This is a genomic window from Paraplanobispora siamensis (genome assembly GCF_016863175.1).
Taxonomy (GTDB): Bacteria; Actinomycetota; Actinomycetes; order Streptosporangiales; family Streptosporangiaceae; genus Planobispora; species Planobispora siamensis.
Window position 1 is genome coordinate 32121 of sequence record NZ_BOOJ01000048.1, and the last position, 19708, is coordinate 51828.

General features: G+C 72.6%; 18 protein-coding genes. 16 read left to right on the top strand and 2 right to left on the bottom strand.

Annotated features, from left to right (window positions below; translation table 11 throughout):
• Positions 1-1029, bottom strand: coding sequence for an ABC transporter ATP-binding protein (locus Psi01_RS27845; protein WP_239128075.1), 1029 nt, complete (start codon positions 1027-1029; stop codon positions 1-3).
• 125 nt (positions 1030-1154) lie between these two features.
• On the opposite strand from Psi01_RS27845, the gene Psi01_RS27850 reads away from it, so the two are divergent.
• The 15 genes from Psi01_RS27850 (at position 1155) to Psi01_RS27920 (ending at position 13321) form a co-directional block, all read left to right on the top strand.
• A complete protein-coding gene (locus Psi01_RS27850; RefSeq protein ID WP_204067081.1) occupies positions 1155-1877 on the top strand; it encodes a FadR/GntR family transcriptional regulator in 723 nt (240 codons plus the stop codon).
• A 30-nt stretch (positions 1878-1907) separates the two neighbouring features.
• Positions 1908-2615 (top strand): cache domain-containing protein, encoded by a 708-nt coding sequence (locus Psi01_RS27855; protein WP_204067082.1) that lies wholly within the window; start codon positions 1908-1910, stop codon positions 2613-2615.
• Positions 2605-2952 (top strand): phosphoribosyl-AMP cyclohydrolase, encoded by a 348-nt coding sequence (gene hisI, locus Psi01_RS27860; RefSeq protein ID WP_204067083.1) that lies wholly within the window; start codon positions 2605-2607, stop codon positions 2950-2952. Before Psi01_RS27855 ends, hisI begins: the two co-directional genes overlap by 11 nt.
• Positions 2949-3578: a Trp biosynthesis-associated membrane protein gene (locus Psi01_RS27865; protein ID WP_204067084.1), complete on the top strand. Its 630-nt coding sequence runs from the start codon at positions 2949-2951 to the stop codon at positions 3576-3578. Before hisI ends, Psi01_RS27865 begins: the two co-directional genes overlap by 4 nt.
• Positions 3579-3784: 206 nt before the next feature.
• Positions 3785-4186 carry a DUF4190 domain-containing protein gene (locus tag Psi01_RS27870; protein ID WP_204067085.1) on the top strand — a complete coding sequence of 134 codons (402 nt, stop codon included), beginning with the start codon at positions 3785-3787 and terminating at the stop codon, positions 4184-4186.
• Between the two features lie 144 nt (positions 4187-4330).
• Positions 4331-4789, top strand: a complete 459-nt coding sequence (locus Psi01_RS27875) for a DUF2752 domain-containing protein (protein WP_239128076.1) — start codon at positions 4331-4333, stop codon at positions 4787-4789.
• Positions 4790-4959: 170 nt separating this feature from the next.
• Complete coding sequence (gene trpC / locus Psi01_RS27880) at positions 4960-5769, top strand: indole-3-glycerol phosphate synthase TrpC (RefSeq protein WP_204067086.1); 810 nt, start codon at positions 4960-4962, stop codon at positions 5767-5769.
• Positions 5770-5813: 44 nt separating this feature from the next.
• A complete protein-coding gene (gene trpB, locus Psi01_RS27885; protein WP_204067124.1) occupies positions 5814-7019 on the top strand; it encodes a tryptophan synthase subunit beta in 1206 nt (401 codons plus the stop codon).
• 20 nt (positions 7020-7039) lie between these two features.
• Positions 7040-7834 carry a tryptophan synthase subunit alpha gene (gene trpA, locus Psi01_RS27890; RefSeq protein ID WP_204067087.1) on the top strand — a complete coding sequence of 265 codons (795 nt, stop codon included), beginning with the start codon at positions 7040-7042 and terminating at the stop codon, positions 7832-7834.
• Positions 7835-8051: 217 nt separating this feature from the next.
• Positions 8052-8594, top strand: coding sequence for a MauE/DoxX family redox-associated membrane protein (locus Psi01_RS27895; protein WP_239128077.1), 543 nt, complete (start codon positions 8052-8054; stop codon positions 8592-8594).
• Entirely contained in the window at positions 8594-9349 is a 756-nt protein-coding gene (locus tag Psi01_RS27900; protein WP_204067088.1) for a DsbA family protein, read from the top strand. The genes Psi01_RS27895 and Psi01_RS27900 overlap by 1 nt, the downstream gene beginning before the upstream one ends.
• Positions 9350-9375: 26 nt before the next feature.
• Positions 9376-10806 (top strand): prolipoprotein diacylglyceryl transferase, encoded by a 1431-nt coding sequence (gene lgt, locus Psi01_RS27905; RefSeq protein ID WP_204067089.1) that lies wholly within the window; start codon positions 9376-9378, stop codon positions 10804-10806.
• Positions 10803-11522: a VIT1/CCC1 transporter family protein gene (locus Psi01_RS27910; RefSeq protein ID WP_204067090.1), complete on the top strand. Its 720-nt coding sequence runs from the start codon at positions 10803-10805 to the stop codon at positions 11520-11522. Before lgt ends, Psi01_RS27910 begins: the two co-directional genes overlap by 4 nt.
• On the top strand, positions 11519-12640 hold the full coding sequence (locus tag Psi01_RS27915; protein ID WP_204067091.1) for a proline-rich domain-containing protein: 1122 nt from the start codon (positions 11519-11521) through the stop codon (positions 12638-12640). Before Psi01_RS27910 ends, Psi01_RS27915 begins: the two co-directional genes overlap by 4 nt.
• Before the next feature lie 63 nt (positions 12641-12703).
• The gene (locus tag Psi01_RS27920; protein ID WP_204067092.1) at positions 12704-13321 is read left to right on the top strand and encodes a hypothetical protein; all 618 of its coding nucleotides are present in this window, start codon (positions 12704-12706) and stop codon (positions 13319-13321) included.
• 18 nt (positions 13322-13339) lie between these two features.
• Here the strand turns inward: Psi01_RS27920 and Psi01_RS27925 are convergent, their stop codons facing one another.
• A complete protein-coding gene (locus Psi01_RS27925) occupies positions 13340-14971 on the bottom strand; it encodes a bis-aminopropyl spermidine synthase family protein (protein WP_204067093.1) in 1632 nt (543 codons plus the stop codon).
• 204 nt (positions 14972-15175) lie between these two features.
• Between Psi01_RS27925 and gltB the strand changes: the two genes are divergently transcribed.
• Entirely contained in the window at positions 15176-19702 is a 4527-nt protein-coding gene (gltB, locus tag Psi01_RS27930) for a glutamate synthase large subunit (RefSeq protein ID WP_204067094.1), read from the top strand.
• Positions 19703-19708 lie beyond the last annotated feature (6 nt).

Here is a 19708-nt window from a genome sequence, read left to right on the forward strand (position 1 = left end):
TCACGAGACGATCGCGAACTCGTGCCGGCGGTGCCAGACGAGCCGGACCCTGGTGCCGCGCAGGCTCATCACGTCCATGGACGAGACCTGCAGGTTCTGCTGGAGCGCGATGAGCCGGCCGCCCGCGTCGAGCTCGACCACGAACCGGGTCGCCGGCCCGGCGTAGACGACCTCGCTGACGGTGCCGGTCGCGCTGTGCTCGGCGCCGTCCACCGGCTCGCCGAGCCCGGTCACGCGCAGCTTCTCCGGCCGCACGCTGAAGGTACCCTCCTTGCCGAGTACGGCCTGCGCCGCCTCGCCGGAGATGAGGTTGGAGGTGCCGACGAACCCGGCGACGAAGGCGCTGGAGGGCCGTTCGTAGATCTCGGCGGGGGTGCCGACCTGCTCGACGCGGCCCTCGTTGAAGACCGCGACCCGGTCGCTCATGGTCAGCGCCTCCTCCTGGTCGTGGGTGACGAACAGGAAGGTGATGCCGACCTCGCGCTGGATGGACTTGAGCTCGACCTGCATCTCCTCGCGGAGCTTGAGGTCCAGCGCGCCGAGCGGCTCGTCCAGCAGCAGCACCCGGGGCCGGTTGACCAGGGCGCGGGCCAGCGCGACCCGCTGGCGCTGGCCGCCCGACAGCTGCCCGGGCCTGCGCCGCTCGTAGCCCTCCAGCCGGACCGAGGCCAGCGCGGCCAGGGCCCGCTCGCGCCGTTCGGCCCGGGGCACGCGCTTGACGCGCAGGCCGTACTCGACGTTGTCCAGCACGCTCATGTGCGGGAACAGCGCGTAGTCCTGGAAGACGGTGTTGACGTCGCGCTCGAAGGGGGCGAGCCGGGTGACGTCCGCGCCGCCGAGCTCGACCGTGCCCGACGTGGGGGTCTCGAAGCCGGCGATCATCCGCAGCACGGTCGTCTTGCCCGAGCCCGAGGGCCCGAGCATGGCGAAGAACTCGCCGTCGGCGATGTCGAGGTCCACGCCGGTGACGGCGTGGACCGCGCCGAAGCTCTTGCGGAGACCGCTCAGCCTCACCGCTGGGTCTGACATGACCGGAAACATATGGTTTTAAATGTTTAACTGCAAGAGCGAATCCGGTATCACTGGGGCGGACTCCGGGAAATGAGGTGTTCGCGGGTGGGCGAGCCGAGAACTGGTGAGAGGGGCGCTGGACCGTGACGGAGATCTCCGGCGGTGCCAGGCTGGCCGCCTTCGCCCCGGTCGACAACACCGCCCGGGTGGACGCCGTGGTCCGCAGGCTCACCGACGCGATCGTCCTGGGACTGCTGGCCGACGGGGAACAGCTGCCGAGCGAGGCCGAGCTCGCCGCCCAGCTCGGCGTCTCCACGGTCACCCTCAGGGAGGCCCTGATGGCCCTGCGGCAGCAGGGCATGGTCGAGACCCGCCGCGGCCGGGGCGGGGGCAGCTTCGTGCGGGTGCCGCAGGAGGCCCCCGCGCTGCTGGACCGGCTGCGCGACCTGACCGTGGAGGAACTGCGCGACCTGGGCGACCACTACGCGGCCATCGCCGGGGCCACGGCCCGGCTGGCCGCCCAGCGGGCGCTGCCCGAGGACATCGCCCCGCTGCGGCGCACGCTGGAGGAGATGGCCGCCACCCGGGACGAGGCGCACCTGCGCAGGCTGCACGGCCGCTTCCACATCGAGGTCGCGGCCGTCTCGCAGTCCGCACGACTCACTCGGGAGGAGATCCGGTTACAGGCCGACATCGGACCGTTGCTCTGGCTCGCCCACACGGGAGAACATGGGCCGTCGGCTCAGCACCGCGCCATCGTGGGGGCCATCCAGCACGGCGACGGTGACCGGGCCAGGGAACTGGCGGAACGGCACGTGCTCGACGCGGTGGAACACCTCATCGAACTGCGGCTGCGCGAGCCGTGAGCGTGATCGTGGCTAAGGCGGTGGATCGACGTGGGTGACTTCCGGACGCTGCCGGCGCCGGGCACGGTGGCCGGGGCGGCCGACACCGTCGCCGGCATCGTGGAGGGGGTCTTCGAGGAGCTCCACCAGGTGCGCGACGCGGTGGTCCGGATCATGGGACCGGCGCCGGTGAGCGGCGACCTGGCCGCGCTGCGCCCCCTGCTCCTGCCGCGCCTCGGGGGCCTGATCTCCGGCATCGGCTTCATCGCCGAGCCCGGCCTGCTCGCCGACGCGCCGTGGTTCCTGGAGTGGTGGCAGGAGGGCCCCTCGGGCGAGCCGGTGCACCTGGTCAGGGACATGGACCCGGCCAGCAGCGCCTTCTACGACTACACGCACTGGGAGTGGTTCGCCGGGCCGCGTTCCGGCGACGGGCACACGGTGGCGGGGCCGTACGTCGACATCCTGTGCACCGACGAGTACTCCCTGACCCTGGCCGTGCCCGTGTCCGGGGAGCGGGGCTTCGCCGGGGTCGCCGCGGCCGACGTGTTCGTGCGCCGCTTCGAGGTCGCGGTGCTGCCGGTGCTGCGCGCGCTGCCGGGACCGGCGTTCCTGGTCAACCGGCAGGGCCGGGTGGTGGCCTCCGCCACCGCCAGGCAGCTCACCGGATCGATCTTCCGCGGGGCCCCGGGAACGGTGTCCCACCCATGCCGGGAACTGCCCCTGTCCCTGGTTGCGGCACAATTGCCGCATGCCCCTTGACCCCGCGATCGCAGCCCGGCTGAAGCGCACCGCCGACGGACTGGTGCCGGCCGTCGTCCAGCAGTACGACACCGGCGAGGTTCTCATGCTCGCCTGGATGAACGACGAGGCCCTGCATCGCACACTGACCACCGGACGGGCCACCTACTGGTCGCGCAGCCGGGCCTCCTACTGGGTGAAGGGCGACACCTCCGGTCACGTCCAGCACGTCAAGTCCGCGGCCCTCGACTGCGACGGCGACACCATCCTGCTCAAGGTCGACCAGGTGGGCGCGGCCTGCCACACCGGCGACCGGACCTGCTTCGACGCCACGGAGCTGGCGGTGGTCCCGGAGTGAACGCCAGGCGGGCACTGTGGACGTGGGTGCTCGCGTGCGCGGCGGGCGCCGGGCTGGTCCTGCTGGCGGCCGGGCGCGAATGGGCCACCGTCCGGGCCGGCTCGATCGGCGGCTCCTCCCAGGTCGTCTCCGTGCAGGGTGACCGGCTGGCGCCCTTCCTGAGCCCGGTGGCCCTGGCGGCCCTGGCCGCGGTGGTCGCGCTGCTGGCCACGCGCGGGGTCGCGCGCCGGGCGGTGGGCGTGGTGGTCGCGCTCTGCGGGCTCGGCGCGATCGCCGGGGTCCGGACCGGGACCAGGATGACCGCGATCACCGACGCGCTGTCCGGTCAGGCCGGTCTCGCCATGACGTCCGGCGGCGCCTCCTCCGCCGCGGTCGCCTGGACCTGGCCGGCGGTCGCCGCCTCCGGCGGTCTGCTGCTGCTGGCGGCGGGTGCGGCCGCCGCGCTGCGCGGCCACCGCTGGCCGGGGATGTCCGACCGCTACGACCGCACGGGGCCGTCCTCCGGCGGTGCCGTGAGCGGCTCCGCCCGAGGAGCGGAGCGGGGGCCGGTGAGCGAGCGGGCGCTGTGGGACGCGATCGACCGCGGCGCCGACCCGACGGCCGGGCCGCGCGACGGCGAGGGCTGAGGGCGCACCGCGCGAGGGCTGGGGCCGTACCGCGCGAGGGCCGAGGCCGTACCGCAAAAGCGGAGCAGTGGCGGACATGTCAGTGATGTGTCTGCCATATCCGTTTTATGGTGGTCACAACTTGTCCACAGACTGGCCGTGGACCTTCCGTGAGCGCGGGCAGTCGCTAGGCTTCCGCCCGCGACTCGGATAAAGGGGAATCATTTATGAGCTATGACAATCACTCAGGCGGTTACGGACCGCCGAAGGGAGGCGGCTACGGGCCTCCCGGGGGGTACGGCGGAGGGTACGGCGGCGGCGGTTACGACCCCTACGGCTACGGCGCCCCCCAGCCCCGTCCCAACAACGGCATGGCCGTGGCCGCGCTGGTCATGGGCATCGCCGGCCTGTTCGTCTGCGGGATCACCTCCCTGGTGGGCATCGTGCTCGGCCACGTCTCGCTGGGCCAGATCAAGAGGACGGGCGAGGAGGGACGGGGCATGGCCATCGCGGGCCTGGTCCTGTCCTACTTCGGCGTCGCCTGCTGGGTCATCGTCCTGCTGGTCTGGCTCGGGCTGCTGGGCATCCTGTTCGGCGGGGCGGCCGTCTCCTCGTACTCGGGCGCCTGACCCGTCCCCCGCCGGCCGGGTAGCGTGACCGGAGACGGGTGGCCGCCGGCGGGGAACCCGGAGGGAGGCGGATCCGTGGGGGAGACAGCACGGGGACGGTCGACACGGGGACAGACAGCACGGGGACGGGCGGCACGGGGAGAGATGGCGCGGGGGGAAGTGTCGGGGGGAGAGACGGCGCGGGGGGAAACGGCGCTGACGCGGCGGCGCGGGATGCGGGTCGCCGCGCCCCTGGCCACCGCCGCGGCGGCCGCGGCCGCGGTCGCCTACGTGGCCGCCGTGGACCCGAACGAGCCCGGCCACTATCCCTCCTGCCCGTTCCTCGTGCTCACCGGGCTCTACTGTCCCGGCTGCGGCGGCCTGCGCGCCGTACACGCCCTGGCGAACGGCGACCCGGTCGCGGCCCTCGGCCTGAACCCCCTCCTCGTGCTCATGGTCCCCGCGCTGGCCGTGCTGTGGGGGCACTGGACGCTGCGGTCGTGGAAGGGCGAGCCGTTCGCCCGCAAAGCCCCGCGCGCGGTATACGCCTGGATTCTGCTGGCTTTAATGATCGGTTTCTGGATAGCGAGAAACCTGCCTTTTGCGGATTTTCTCGCCCCATAGGGCCCTATACGGCTCACCCCCGTGGCCGAGTGACCTCGGCAAGGCCGATACCATCGGCGGGACAAGGGCAATCGATCGGGAGGGACCTGTCTCGTGGGCGAGCGGAGCGAGCGGACCGCGGACACGGCGGTGTTCGCGAACTTGATCGACGAGCTTCACGAGGAGGCCAAGTGAGCGTTCTGGACGACATCATCGAAGGGGTCCGCGCCGACCTGGCCGAGCGGCAGAAGGCCGTCTCCCTGGCCGAGCTCAAGGAGCGCGCCGAGCGCGCGCCCGCGCCCCGCGACGTCTACAGGGCGCTGGGCGGCGACCAGGTGGCGGTCATCGCCGAGGTGAAGCGTTCCAGCCCCTCCAAGGGCGCGCTGGCCGCGATCGCCGACCCCGCGGCGCTGGCGGCCGACTACGAGGCCGGCGGCGCGCACGTCATCAGCGTGCTGACCGAGCAGCGCCGTTTCGGCGGCAGCCTGGAGGACCTGGCCGCCGTGCGCGCGGTCGTCGACATCCCGGTGCTGCGCAAGGACTTCATCGTCACCTCCTACCAGCTGTGGGAGGCCCGCGCCCACGGCGCCGACCTCGCGCTGCTGATCGTGGCCGCGCTCGACCAGAACGCGCTGGTCTCCCTCATCGAGCGCGCCGAGTCGATCGGGCTGGCGCCGCTGGTGGAGGTGCACACCGCCGAGGAGCTCCGGCGGGCGCTCGACGCCGGGGCGAAGATCATCGGAGTCAACGCGCGGGATCTCAAGACCCTCGAGGTGGACCGCGAGGTGTTCGCCAAGCTGGCCCCGGAGATCCCCGAAGGCATCATCAAGATCGCCGAGTCGGGCGTGCGTGGCCCCCATGACCTGCTCGCCTACGCCAGAGCCGGCGCCGACGCCGTCCTCGTCGGTGAGAGCCTGGTCACCGGCAAGGACCCCCGCGCCGCCGTGGTGGACCTGGTCACCGCCGGTGCCCACCCCGCATCCCGACCCGAGGGACAGTGAGACAAGTGACATCGACAGAGGGAACCCTCCTCACCGCCGCCGACCTGGCCGGCAACGGCGTCCACGGCGACGACCCGGACGTGCACGGCAAGTTCGGCATCTTCGGCGGCCGGTACGTGCCCGAGGCGCTCATCCCGGCGCTGGACGAGGTCGCGGCCGAGTACGAACGCGCCAGGAACGACGTCGCCTTCCTGCGCGAGTTCGACCACCTGCTGCGCACCTACGCCGGCCGGCCGACCACCCTCACCGAGGTGCCGCGCTTCGGCGAGCAGGCGGGCGGCGCCCGGATCATCCTCAAGCGCGAGGACCTGACCCACACCGGCGCGCACAAGATCAACAACGTGCTCGGCCAGGCCCTGCTGACCAAGCGCCTGGGCAAGGACCGGGTGATCGCCGAGACCGGCGCCGGCCAGCACGGCGTCGCCACCGCGACCGCCGCCGCCCTGATGGGCCTGGAGTGCGTCATCTACATGGGGGCCGTCGACTGCGAGCGCCAGGCGCTGAACGTCGCGCGGATGAAGCTGCTCGGCGCGACCGTGGTCCCGGTCCACAACGGCAGCAAGACCCTCAAGGACGCCATCAACGAGGCCTTCCGCGACTGGGTCACCAACGTCGACACCACCCACTACCTGTTCGGCACGATCGCGGGCCCGCACCCGTTCCCGGAGATCGTGCGCGACTTCGCCCGCATCATCGGCGTCGAGGCCCGCCGCCAGATGCTGGAGCTGACCGGCGCCCTGCCCGACGCCGTCTGCGCGGCCGTCGGCGGCGGATCCAACGCGATCGGCATCTTCCACGCCTTCATCGAGGACAAGGACGTCGCGCTGCACGGCTACGAGGCCGGCGGCCGGGGCCTGGAGACCGGCGAGCACGCGCTGACGCTCACCGCGGGCTCGGTCGGCGTGCTGCACGGCTCGCGCACCTACGTCCTGCAGGACGAGGAGGGCCAGACGATCGAGTCGCACTCGATCTCCGCCGGCCTCGACTATCCCGGCGTCGGCCCCGAGCACGCCTGGCTGAAGGACAGCGGCCGCGCCACCTACCACGGCGTCACCGACGCCGAGGCGATGGAGGCCTTCGCCCTGCTGGCCAGGACCGAGGGCATCATCCCGGCGATCGAGTCCTCGCACGCGCTCGCCGGAGCCCTCAAGCTCGGCCGCGAGCTGGGCCCCGAGGCGACCATCCTGGTCAACCTCTCGGGCCGCGGTGACAAGGACATGGGCACCGCGATGAAGTACTTCAACCTCTGACGACCGGTACGGAACATACGATGACGACTCTCCAGACGGTGTTCGCCAAGGCCAAGGCGGACGGCCGCGCCGCTCTCGTCGGATACCTGCCCGCCGGGTTCCCCACCAAGGACGGCGCGATCGCGGCCGCCACCGCCATGGTCGAGGCGGGCTGCGACGTGATCGAGATCGGCCTGCCGTACTCCGACCCGCTGATGGACGGCCCGACGATCCAGGACGCCGTCCACCGGGCGCTGACCAACGGCACCCGCATCGCCGACGTGCTGCGCACGGTCGAGGGGGTGGCCAAGACGGGCGCCGCCACCCTGGTCATGACGTACTGGAACCCGATCGACCGCTACGGCGCCGAGCGCTTCGCGCGCGACCTGGCTGCTGCCGGCGGGGTGGGCACCATCACCCCCGACCTGACCCCCGAGGAGTCCGGCCTCTGGCGGCAGGCCAGCGCCGAGGCCGGGATCGACACCGTCTTCCTGGTCGCCCCCAGCTCCACCGACGAGCGCATCAAGGCCGTCGCCGACTGCTGCACCGGCTTCGTCTACGCGGCCTCGCTGATGGGCGTCACCGGCGCCCGCGAGTCGGTCAGCTCGGCCGCCAGGGGCCTGGTGGAGCGCACCCGCGTGCACACCGACCTGCCGGTGTGCGTGGGCCTGGGCGTCGGCACCGGTAAGCAGGCCGCCGAGGTGGCCGGCTACGCCGACGGCGTCATCGTGGGCTCGGCCTTCATCCGCCGCATCCTGGACGCCCCCGACGAGGCCTCCGGCCTGGCGGCGGTCCGCGAGCTGGGCGCCGAGCTCGCGGCGGGCGTGCGCGCCTGACAACCCGCGCCCGGTGGTCCGGGCCGTCGTGTCGTCGCATGGGCCCGCGGGCCGGGGATTCCCGCCCGCGGGCCGGCTTATTCGGCACTTATCCGGCCCGTGATGGGGTTCTCCTCGGATACTGTGCCCATCCGCGGGGGCTGCCACGACCACGGGACAGGGAATGGGAGACGATGGTGCTCGTGACTTGTGACGAACCGTCCTGCGGCGGCGTCGCGTGATCCGTACGGCGCTGCCCTGGGTGACGACCGTCTCGCGGCTGGTGCTGGCGGGCGTGCTGATCGTCGCCGGTTGGGGGAAGATCGCGACTCCGGTCCTGTCGGTGCAGGCGGTCAAGGCCTACCAGCTGCTGCCCGAGCCGGTCGCCACGGCGGTGGGCTACGGCCTGCCCATCCTGGAGATCGTCGTCGGCGTGCTGCTGGTCGTCGGCCTGCTCACCCGGGCCGCGGGCGTCGTCTCCGCCCTGCTCATGCTGGCGTTCGTCATCGGCATCGCCTCCGCCTGGGCGCGGGGCCTGCGGATCGACTGCGGCTGCTTCGGCGGCGGCGGTCAGCTCCCGGCGGGGCAGGAGCCCAGCTATCTCGTCGACATCCTGCGGGACTTCGGTCTGTTCGCGCTCGGTGTGATCGTCGCCTGGTTCCCGCCGGGACGGTTCGCGCTCGACTCGGTCCTCGGCCTGACCCCCGGACGGGACCCGGAGCCATACGATGATGATCTTGAGGGCGACGATGAGGAGCCCGCGGTGAAGGAGAACGACTGATGGGCAAGGCCGCGCGAGACTCGGCCCGCGAGAAGATGAAGGCGCAACGCGAGGCGGAGCGCAGGCAGGAGCAGCGCAAGCGCATCGCGACCATCGTCACGGTCGCGGTCGTCGCGGTCGTCGCGATCGGGGCGGGCTGGTGGTTCTCCGCCCGCAGCAGCGAGTCCGAGCAGACGACCACGGCGCTCGCGCCGATCACCCAGGCCGCCGACGGCTCGATCGTGATGGCCAAGGCGGGAGTGGACAAGCCGGTCATCGACGTCTACGAGGACTTCCAGTGCCCGGCGTGCAAGTCGCTGGAGGAGGTCAGCGGGCCCACGCTGAAGAACCTGGCGGCCGAGGGCAGGGCCAAGGTGGTCTTCCACACCGTCACGATCTTCGGCAAGGAGACCGGCGTGATCCACGCCAACTCCGTCCGGGGAGCGGCCGCGGCCCGTTGCGTGCCCGCCGGGCCGGCGTGGATGACCTTCCACGACCGGCTCTACAAGGAGCAGCCGACGGAGGGCGCCGAGGGCTTCGCGATCGACGACCTGATCGCCTGGGGCAAGGAGGCGGGGGTCACCGATCCCGGCTTCGAGACGTGCGTGCGCAACCAGCAGCACGCCAACGCCCACCTCACCCAGAGCGACCAGACGCTGAAGGCGGCCCAGCTCCAGGGCACCCCGACGCTGAAGCTCAACGGCACCGACGTGGAGCAGGAGACGGCTTTCAACCCGTCGGCGCTGCGCCAAGCGGTGCTTGATGCCGCCAAGTAGCCGCCGACACGGTAACGTCACCTGACATGCCCCTCGCCTCGATTCCCAGCCCCTCCCAAGGGGTCTGGCATCTGTTCGGCGTAGTCCCCATCCGGGCCTACGCGCTCTGCATCGTGCTCGGCGTCGTCGTCGCCGTCGTCATCGGCGAATACCGCTGGCGTGCCCGGGGCGGCGCCCCGGGCACCATCGTGGACCTCGCCGTCTGGGCGGTGCCGTTCGGTCTGATCGGTGGCCGCCTCTACCACGTCATCACCGACTGGCAGCTCTACTTCGCCGCCGACGCGCCCAACAGGCCGATCGAGGCGCTGTACATCTGGAACGGCGGGCTGGGCATCTGGGGCGCCATCGCGCTGGGGGGCGTGGGCGTGTGGATCGGCTGCCGGACCCGGGGGATCTCCCTGACCGCGGTGGCCGACACCGTCGCCCCCGGCATCGCGGTGGCCCAGGCCATCGGGCGCTGGGGCAACTACTTCAACCAGGAGCTGTTCGGCAGCCCGACCGACCTGCCGTGGGGCCTGGAGATCGACCCCGACCGGCCGGGCACGATCCCGGGCGAGGACACCTACCACCCCACGTTCCTGTACGAGTCGATCTGGGACCTGGGCCTGGCCCTCGTGCTGATCTGGGCGGGCCGCAAGTTCGCGCTGCGCCACGGCCGGCTGTTCGCGCTCTACGTCGCCGGTTACACCGTCGGCCGCTTCTGGATCGAGGGGCTGCGCGTCGACACCGCCCACCACATCCTGGGCCTGCGGCTCAACCAGTGGACCTCGATCATCCTGCTGGTCGGCGCGCTCGCCTACTTCTGGCTGAACCGCGACAGGACCGACGAGGAGTCGCTCGGCGTCGTGCCCGGGGACGAGGACGACAGGGCGCTCGTCGGCGCGGGCGTCGCCGCCGGATCCGCCGCGGCGGGCTCCACTGCGGCCGGTTCCTCCTCCGAGTCCTCCGGGGCGGCCGGTACGGCTGCCGCGCCGACCGGCGATGCCGCGGACGACGATTCCGTCGACCCCGCGCACCCGGCGGACCAGGCCGACGCCGGGGCCGCGGACGAGGGCGACGACGAGACCGCCGGAGAGAAGGCGGTCGCGGCGGAGACGGCCGAGACGGCGTCGGAGGAGTCCTCCCCGGTCGAGCCCTCCTCGGACGAACCCGCTTCGGAAGAGGCCGCCCCGGCGGAGACGGCGTCGGAGGAGTCCGCCTCCGACGAGACGGCCGCGGACGAGAGCACGGAGAGCGCGCCGGACGAGACGGCGCCCGCGGCCGGAGCGACCGCCGCCGCCGTGGACTCGGAGTCGGAGACGGCTGCGGACCCCAGCGCCTCGGCCGACCCCGCGCACCCGGCCGATCAGGCCGACGAGGCCGAGGGGCAGAACTCCTCCGCCGAAGCCGCCGGTAAGGCGGGCAGGACCCCCCAGTCGGCGAACGCGACCGCAGAGGGTGAGAAAGGCACATCGTGAGCGAGGGCGGTTCGGGGGAACGCGCCGAGATCCATCACGAGCACCGTGATGTCAACGGCGGCTGGCTGCGGCCGTCGGTGTTCGGCGCGATGGACGGGCTCGTCTCCAACTTCGCCCTGATCGCGGGCGTGGCCGGCGGCACCGGCGACACCGGGGTCATCGCCCTGGCCGGGGTGGCCGGGCTGGCGGCGGGCGCGTTCTCCATGGCCGGGGGCGAGTACGTCTCGGTGGCCAGCCAGCGTGAGCTCGCCCTCGCCGAGATCGACGTCGAGCGGCGCGAGCTGCAGCGTCACCCCGAGTCCGAGGAGCAGGAGCTCGCGCAGATGTACCAGGCGCAGGGCGTCGAGCCCGGCCTGGCCGCCGAGGTCGCCCGGCAGATCTCCCGCAACCCGAAGAAGGCGCTGGAGGTGCACGCCCGGGCCGAGCTCGGCGTCACCCCCGGCGACCTGCCCTCGCCGCGCACCGCCGCGGTCTCCTCGTTCCTGTCCTTCGCGGTGGGGGCGCTGCTGCCGCTCCTGCCGTACCTGCTGGGGGTCACCAGCCTGGTGACCTCGGCGGTGCTGTCCTGCCTGGCGCTGTTCGGCGCGGGCGCGCTGGTGTCCAGGGTCACCGCGCGCAACTGGTGGTACAGCGGGCTGCGCCAGCTCGTCGTGGGCGCGGTCGCCGCCGCACTGACCTTCGCCCTGGGCAACCTCCTGGGAGGGATCAGCCTGTGACCACCCCCCCGCGTCCTCCCCGAAAGCGTCGCCGTACCTCCCCCCGGCCGCAGGAGCACCCCGCCTCCACGGGAGTCGGGCCGGCCAACCGCCAGGTCCCGCCCGGACCGCGGGAGCGGCCCGTCCAGGGCGGACCCAGGGAGCGGCGTCCCGCCCAGGAGGAGCTGTGGGAGCGGTCCGCGCAGGGCGGGACCTGGGAGGGGTCCCCGCAGGCCGGGCCCCGGGTGCAGCATCCCGCCCAGGCCGGTGGGCACCCCGCCCAGGCCGGTGGGCAGGAACGGCGGGCCGCCGCCACGCGGGAGCGCCGCACTCCCGGCAGGCAGCGGGAGCGGCGGGCCCAGGCGGGGACGGACGACTGGAGCATCTCCTGGCTGGAGGCGCGGGGCCTGAGCCGGCGCCAGCAGAAGCTCGTCGTGTACGGCGGCTCGGCGGCCGGGCTGGTGCTGGCCCTGGCCGCGTTCATGTTCGTGGTCTCGATGATCGGCAGCGACTACGTGCCGGAGCAGAACGCCACCTCGGCCGTCGGCACCCAGCCCCGGCCCGACTCCTACCAGGGCTGGGTCTCCTCGAAGGTGTTCACGCCGATCGCGCGCCGGGCCGACAACTCCAAACCGCTGACCCTGAAGGAGGTCTTCGGCGAGAAGACCCTGAAGGAGGGGCGGATCACGCTGAAGCTGACCGACAGCGCGCTCGACACCGGCTGCTCGACGGCGGTGTGGGGCCAGGCGCTCGCCCAGAGGCTCACCCAGGCCGGGTGCCTGCAGGCGGCCCGCGGCCTGTACGTCAGCGCCGACGGCCGCTACGTCGCCCAGTACACCCTGTTCAACCTGCGCGACGTCGCCTCGGCCGAGGCGCTGGTGACCTCCCTGAAGACCCTGCACCGGGGCGGCTGGGCGCTGGCGCTGAACTCCGCGGCCTTCCCCGCGGGCGGATACACCGAGGGCAGCGGGCACGCCATGGGGCACTACGCCGGTCTGGTCTGGATCGGACGGGCCGACGGCGCCGAGCCCACCGCCCAGGACGACTTCATCTCGCTGGCGCTGACCGTCAGGGGTGTGGAGAAGGGCGTGTTCCGCCGCGTCGTCGCGGCCACGCCCACTTCCGCGCCGACCCGGTAGGCCGGTCCCGGGCCCGGCGGATCGCCGCCGGTCCGGGCTCGCGCCCAGGTAAACTCGGTTCCCATGCGCAAGTGGATCGCCGTCGTCGCCGTGCTCGTGGCCGCCGGGGCGGCGGCGTTCTGGTGGTCGGCGGCGCAGGGCGACGACAGCCCGCGCGCGGCCGTCTTCCGCGGCGAGCCGACCACCGACCACTACGCCCCGATCGCCACCCGCGCGCTCGATCCCGAGCCGCTGACGGTCGAGGAGATCTTCCCCGGCGACACGGTGACCTCGGGAGAGGTCACGCTGGACAGGAAGGGCGCCGAGGCCCTGACCGACTGCGCCGAGGCCGTGTGGGGGAGCGTGCAGAGCGCCGTCGCCGGATGCACCCAGGCGCTCCGCGCTCACTACGCCACCCCGGACGGGCGGGTCTCCGGGCAGTTCCTCATCTTCAACCTGGCCGACTCGGCCGCCGCCGACAAGCTCGTGACCGCCCTGAAGGAGGGCGGTTTCGTACGCCCGACGCCCGGCACCCCCGAGGCCTTCGACGGCTCACGGAGCTGGGCCTACGCCCGGGCGCTCGGCCACTACGTCACCGTGAGCTGGGTCGCCCCCGTGGGCCCCGGGGGACGGGTCGATCTGACCCACCCGCAGCTGGCCGTCGACGGTCTCGGCCTGGTGATCCAGAAGCGCCTGGTCTGACCGCCCCGGCCGAGCCCGTCAGGACGCGGGCTCTGCCGGGGCGGCCAGGGACCGGGCCACGGCGGCGGGGAGCTCGGCCAGGCGGTGGACGGGCAGTTCCAGGACGGTGACGTCCTCGCTCCAGGGGGCGGTCCGGGCGACGATCGCTCGCGCCTGCTTCTTGGTCAGGCCGTCGCGCGCCTTGATGAGGGCCTCGCGCCAGGTGTTGGCGATCTTTCCGTGGGCGTTGTCGAGGACGCGGCGCAGGACGCGCTCCTCGTCCGTCGCGGGGAGCGGCCGCCGTACGGCATGGACCGTCGAACCGGTGACGGTGAGGTCGTAGACGGGGGACAGCAGCGCGGTGGGCAGGTCCTTCGGCGGGGCGGCGAGGGTGACCTGGACGCGGCGGGCCCGGGCGGCCAGGAGCAGCCGGGGCAGCGCGGCCTCCAGCCCGGCCGGTACGGCCACCGCGACGTCGGCGGGATCACCGGCGTACGGCTTGGCGAGCCAGGTCGTCAACCGGGCCCGCGGCACCTTCGGCAGCACGTCCCGCGCCCACTCGCCCACCAGCACCGCCGGTCGGAACACCCCCCCGGCCCCGGCCTCGGACCCCTCCTCCGGCCCGGGTGCGGAAGAGCCCGCCCCGGCGGCGGGGCGGGAGGCGCTGACAGGGGAGGGCGTCCCCGGGGTCTCCGGGGTGGGGTGGGACTCGATGGACTGGGGGCCGTGGGTGTAGATGGCGGTGCTCAGGGCGTCGACGCGGGCGGCGACGGCGGGCCAGGTCTTGGTGGTGGGGCGCAGGATGTACAGGTCGGCGGCCGAGCCGATGGCCTCGGCGCCGAAATAGCGGTTGAAATCCGGATAGATCGCCTCGTTGACCAGGTTGAGCGCCGACAGCGCGTGCTGGACCTTCAGCGCCAGTGCCGGGGTGTGCTCGCCCGCGCCGTACGCCAGCAGGATCCGTCCCCGGTCGCGGTCGCCGAGCCCCTCCACCGCGCGGGCGGCGAACAGGCCGATGCCCTCCGGGGTGTACGGCGGGTCGGTGACGGCCAGGTCGGCCCAGCCCCGCACCGAGGGAGGCAGGCCCAGGCGCAGATCGGTCCAGCGGGTGCGGATGTCCAGCCCGAACCGGTCGGCCTGCTCGGCGATGTAGGCGAGGATGCGCTCGTCGATGTCCACCACGGCCACCTCGGCGCGCGGCTGCAGCATCGCCGTGGCCAGCGAGGTCAGGTCGTGGTCGCCGACGCACAGCACCCGGGCGCCGGGCAGCCAGAACCGGGTCTCCATCAGCAGCGCCCGCCGTACCACCGTGTCGGCGGTCGCGGCCACGTGGTCGAGCGCCTGCCGCCCGCGCGGGGCCTTGGCGATCAGCTCCTCCATCCGGGCCAGCAGCTCGGCGTGCCCGCCCAGCAGGTGCGCGACCGGGTCGGCCGGGCCCTGGGCGTCCCCGCCCAGCCCCGCAGGCAGCGGCTCGCGGAGCCGGAAACGGTCGCCGGAGCGCTCCAGCTCGACCGCCCGCAGCAGGGCCTCGATCGCCCGCCGCGAGGTCGCGGTCTCCCGTACGAGCTCGGCCAGCGTCCACCACCGCCCGTCGCCGAGCAGGGCCAGCGCCGTCCGCAACCGCCTGCCGTCCACGCCGGCCTGTCCGAGCAGCTCATCGATCCCGTTCATGGGCCCAACCCTAGAGGTCCGCCCCGGAATAACCGCCCTTCACCACCCGTTGGCCAAATCGCTGGAAGCAGTGTGAAATGGTCGCTATGTGGACCGGGTAGGCAGCTTTCCGGCAGGGTACGGTAATGTCTACACACCACGCAGCAGGGCCAACGTCGTCCCTTCGCTTGCCAAGCCAAAGCAGAAGACGACGGGAGGGATTCAATGCCTGCTGCCCGCCTCGGCTTTCCCGAGCCCCAGGGCCTCTATCACCCTTCGCACGAGCATGACGCCTGCGGTGTCGCCATGGTCGCCGACGTGGCCGGACGACGCAGCCACGACATCGTCACGAAGGCCCTGACGGCGCTGTGCAACCTTGACCACCGGGGGGCCCAGGGTAGCGAACCGGACACCGGTGACGGTGCCGGCATCCTCACGCAGATCCCCGATGCCTTCCTGCGCGCGGCCGTGTCCTTCGAGCTGCCCGCCGCCGGCCACTACGCCGCCGGCACGGCCTTCCTGCCGAGCGACCCCGAGGCCCGCGCCACCGCCGAGCGGATGATCGGGGAGATCGCCGCCGAGGAGGGCCTGACCGTGCTCGGCTGGCGTGACCTGCCGGTCACCCCCGACCTGCCCGGCCCGAGCGCCCGCGCCGTGATGCCGTTCTTCCGCCAGCTGTTCGTCTCCTCCCCGGGCGGAGAGTCCGGCCTGGCGCTGGACCGGCTGGCCTTCTGCCTGCGCAAGCGGGCCGAGCACGAGGCGGACGTCTACTTCCCCTCGCTGTCGTCGCGGACGATCGTCTACAAGGGCATGCTGACCCCCGGCCAGGTCGAGCCGTTCTTCCCCGACCTGAGCGACGAGCGCTACGAGAGCGCGATCGCGCTGGTCCACTCCCGCTTCTCCACCAACACCTTCCCGTCGTGGCCGCTGGCGCACCCCTACCGCTACATCGCCCACAACGGCGAGATCAACACGGTCAAGGGCAACCGCAACTGGATGCGCGCCCGCGAGGCCATGCTGGCCACCGCGAACATCCCCGGCGACCTGTCACGGCTCTTCCCGATCTGCGACCCCGACAGCTCCGACACCGGCTCCTTCGACGAGGCGCTGGAGCTGCTCCACCTCGCCGGCCGCTCGCTGCCGCACGCCGTGCTGATGATGATCCCCGAGGCGTGGGAGAACCACACCGAGATGGACCCCGCGCGGCGGGCCTTCTACGAGTTCCACGCCTCCCTGATGGAGGCCTGGGACGGCCCCGCCTCGATCACCTTCTCCGACGGCACCCTCGTCGGCGCCGTCCTCGACCGCAACGGCCTGCGCCCGGGCCGCTTCTGGGTCACCGACGACGGCCTCGTCGTCCTCGGCTCCGAAGCCGGCGTCCTGGACATCGCCCCCGAGCGCGTGGTCCGCAAGGGCCGTCTGCAGCCGGGCCGGATGTTCCTGGTCGACACCTCCCTCGGAAAGATCATCGAGGACGACCAGATCAAGTCCGAGCTCGCCGCCGAACTCCCCTACGAGGAGTGGCTGCACGCCGGGCTGGTCCGCTTCGAGGAGCTGCCCGCCCGCACCCGCGGCGTGCAGCCCGACGGCGTCGAGGGCGACACCCGCGAGGCGCTCGTCAAGCGTCAGCAGACCTTCGGCTACACCGAGGAGGAGCTGCGCATCATCCTGGCCCCGATGGCCAGGACCGGCGCCGAGCCGATCGGCTCGATGGGCACCGACACGCCCGTCGCCGTGCTCAGCGAGAAGCCCCGGCTGCTGTTCGACTACTTCAGCCAGCTGTTCGCCCAGGTCACCAACCCGCCGCTGGACGCCATCCGCGAGGAGCTCGTCACCTCCCTGGCCAGCACCCTCGGCCCCGAGGGCAACCTGCTCGACCCGGGCCCGGCCTCCTGCCGCCAGCTGGTCCTGCCGTACCCGGTGATCGACAACGACGAGCTCGCCAAGATCATCCACATCAACGACGAGGGCGCCCTGCCGGGCTTCCAGCCGTACGTCGTCTCCGGCCTGTACGAGGTCGCCGGCGGCGGCGAGGCCCTGCTGCGCCGCCTGGAGGAGATCCGGGCCGAGGTCTCCCAGGCCATCCGCGACGGCGCGCGCATCATCGTGCTGTCCGACCGCGGCTCCACCGAGACCCTCGCCCCGATCCCGTCGCTGCTGCTCACGGGCGCGGTCCACCACCACCTCATCGCCGAGAAGACCCGCACCCGCGTCGGCCTGGTCATCGAGGCCGGCGACGCCCGCGAGTGCCACCACATGGCGCTGCTCATCGGCTACGGCGCCGGCGCGGTCAACCCCTACCTCGCCATCGAGACCGTCGAGGACCTCGTCGCCTCCGGCGTCCTGGCCGTCGACCGGCACAAGGCCGTGCGCAACCTCATCAAGGCGTACGGCAAGGGCGTCCTGAAGGTCATGTCCAAGATGGGCGTCTCCACGGTCGCCTCCTACACCGGCGCGCAGATCTTCGAGGCGCTCGGACTCGGCCAGGACGTCATCGACGCCTGCTTCGCCGGGACCACCTCCCGCCTGGGCGGCGTCGGCTTCGACGTCCTGGCGCGCGAGACCGCCGAGCGGCACCGCCGCGCCTACCCGCGCGCCGGCAACGCCCACCGCCGCCTGGAGGTCGGCGGCGAGTACCAGTGGCGCCGCGAGGGCGAGCCCCACCTGTTCAACCCCGAGACCGTCTTCAAGCTGCAGCACGCCACCCGCACCCGCCGCTACGAGATCTTCAAGGAGTACACGAACCTCGTGGACTCCCAGGCGGAGAAGCTGATGACGCTGCGCGGCCTGTTCCGCCTGCGCGAGGGCCTGCGCCCGCCGGTCCCGGTCGAGGAGGTCGAGCCGGTCAGCGAGATCGTCAAGCGCTTCTCCACCGGAGCCATGTCCTACGGCTCCATCTCCCGGGAGGCCCACGAGACCCTCGCCATCGCGATGAACCGGCTGGGCGGCAAGTCCAACACCGGTGAGGGCGGCGAGGACCCCGAGCGCCTGTACGACCCGGCCCGCCGCTCCGCGATCAAGCAGGTGGCCTCCGGCCGCTTCGGCGTCACCAGCGAGTACCTCGTCAACGCCGACGACCTGCAGATCAAGATGGCCCAGGGCGCCAAGCCCGGCGAGGGCGGCCAGCTGCCCGGCCACAAGGTCTACCCGTGGGTGGCCAAGACCCGGCACTCCACCCCCGGCGTCGGCCTCATCTCGCCGCCGCCGCACCACGACATCTACTCCATCGAGGACCTCGCCCAGCTCATCCACGACCTGAAGAACGCCAACCCGGTCGCCCGCGTGCACGTCAAGCTCGTGGCCGAGGTCGGCGTCGGCACGGTCGCGGCGGGCGTCAGCAAGGCCCACGCCGACGTCGTGCTCATCTCCGGCCACGACGGCGGCACCGGCGCCTCCCCGCTGACCTCCCTCAAGCACGCCGGCGCCCCCTGGGAGCTCGGCCTGGCCGAGACCCAGCAGACGCTGCTGCTCAACGGCCTGCGCGACCGCATCGTCGTCCAGGTCGACGGCCAGCTCAAGACCGGCCGCGACGTCGTCATCGCCGCCCTGCTCGGCGCCGAGGAGTACGGCTTCGCCACCGCCCCGCTGGTCGTCTCGGGCTGCGTCATGATGCGCGTGTGCCACCTGGACACCTGCCCGGTCGGCGTCGCCACCCAGAACCCCGAGCTGCGCAAGCGCTTCACCGGCAAGCCGGAGTTCGTGGTCAACTTCTTCGAGTTCATCGCCGAGGAGGTCCGGGAGTACCTCGCCCAGCTGGGCTTCCGCTCCCTGGACGAGGCCATCGGCCACGCCGAACTGCTCGACACCGCCTCGGCCGAGGACCACTGGAAGGCCTCGGGCCTGGACCTGTCGCCCATCCTGCACCGGCCCGAACTGCCCGAGAGCGCGGCGCTGCGCCGTACGGTCGAGCAGGACCACGGCCTGGCCGCGGCGCTGGACAACACCCTGATCCAGCTCGCCGAGGGCGCCCTCAACGAGGGCCGCCGGGTCACGCTGGACCTGCCCATCCGCAACGTCAACCGCACGGTCGGCACCATGCTCGGCCACGAGGTGACCAAGCGGTACGGCGGAGCCGGCCTGCCCGACAACACCATCGACGTACGCTTCACCGGTTCGGCGGGCAACTCCTTCGGCGCCTTCGTGCCCAAGGGCATCACGCTGCGCCTGACCGGCGACGCCAACGACTACCTCGGCAAGGGCCTGTCCGGCGGCCGGATCACCGTCCAGCCGCACGACGTGGCCCCCCTGGAGGGCCACATCATCGCCGGCAACGTCGCCCTTTACGGCGCCACCTCCGGCGAGGTCTACGTCCGCGGCGTCATGGGCGAGCGCTTCTGCGTCCGCAACTCCGGCGCCACCGCGGTCGTCGAGGGCGTCGGCGACCACGGCTGCGAGTACATGACCGGCGGCAAGGTCGTCGTCCTCGGCCCCACCGGCCGCAACTTCGCGGCCGGCATGTCCGGCGGCGTCGCCTACCTGCTCGACCTCGACCCGGCGCGGGTCAACCGCGAGATGGTCGAGATCGAGACCCTCGGCGAGGCCGACGCCGACGAACTGCGGGAGATCGTCGAGACCCACCTGGCCGAGACCGGCTCCACGATCGCCAAGCGCCTGCTCGCCGACTGGGACCCGGCGCGCTTCAGCAAGATCATGCCCACCGACTACAAGCGGGTCCTGCAGGCCGCCGAGGCCGCGCGCCTGGAGGGCCGGGACATCGACGAGGCGGTCATGACCGCTGCGGTCCAGGGATAAGGGAGG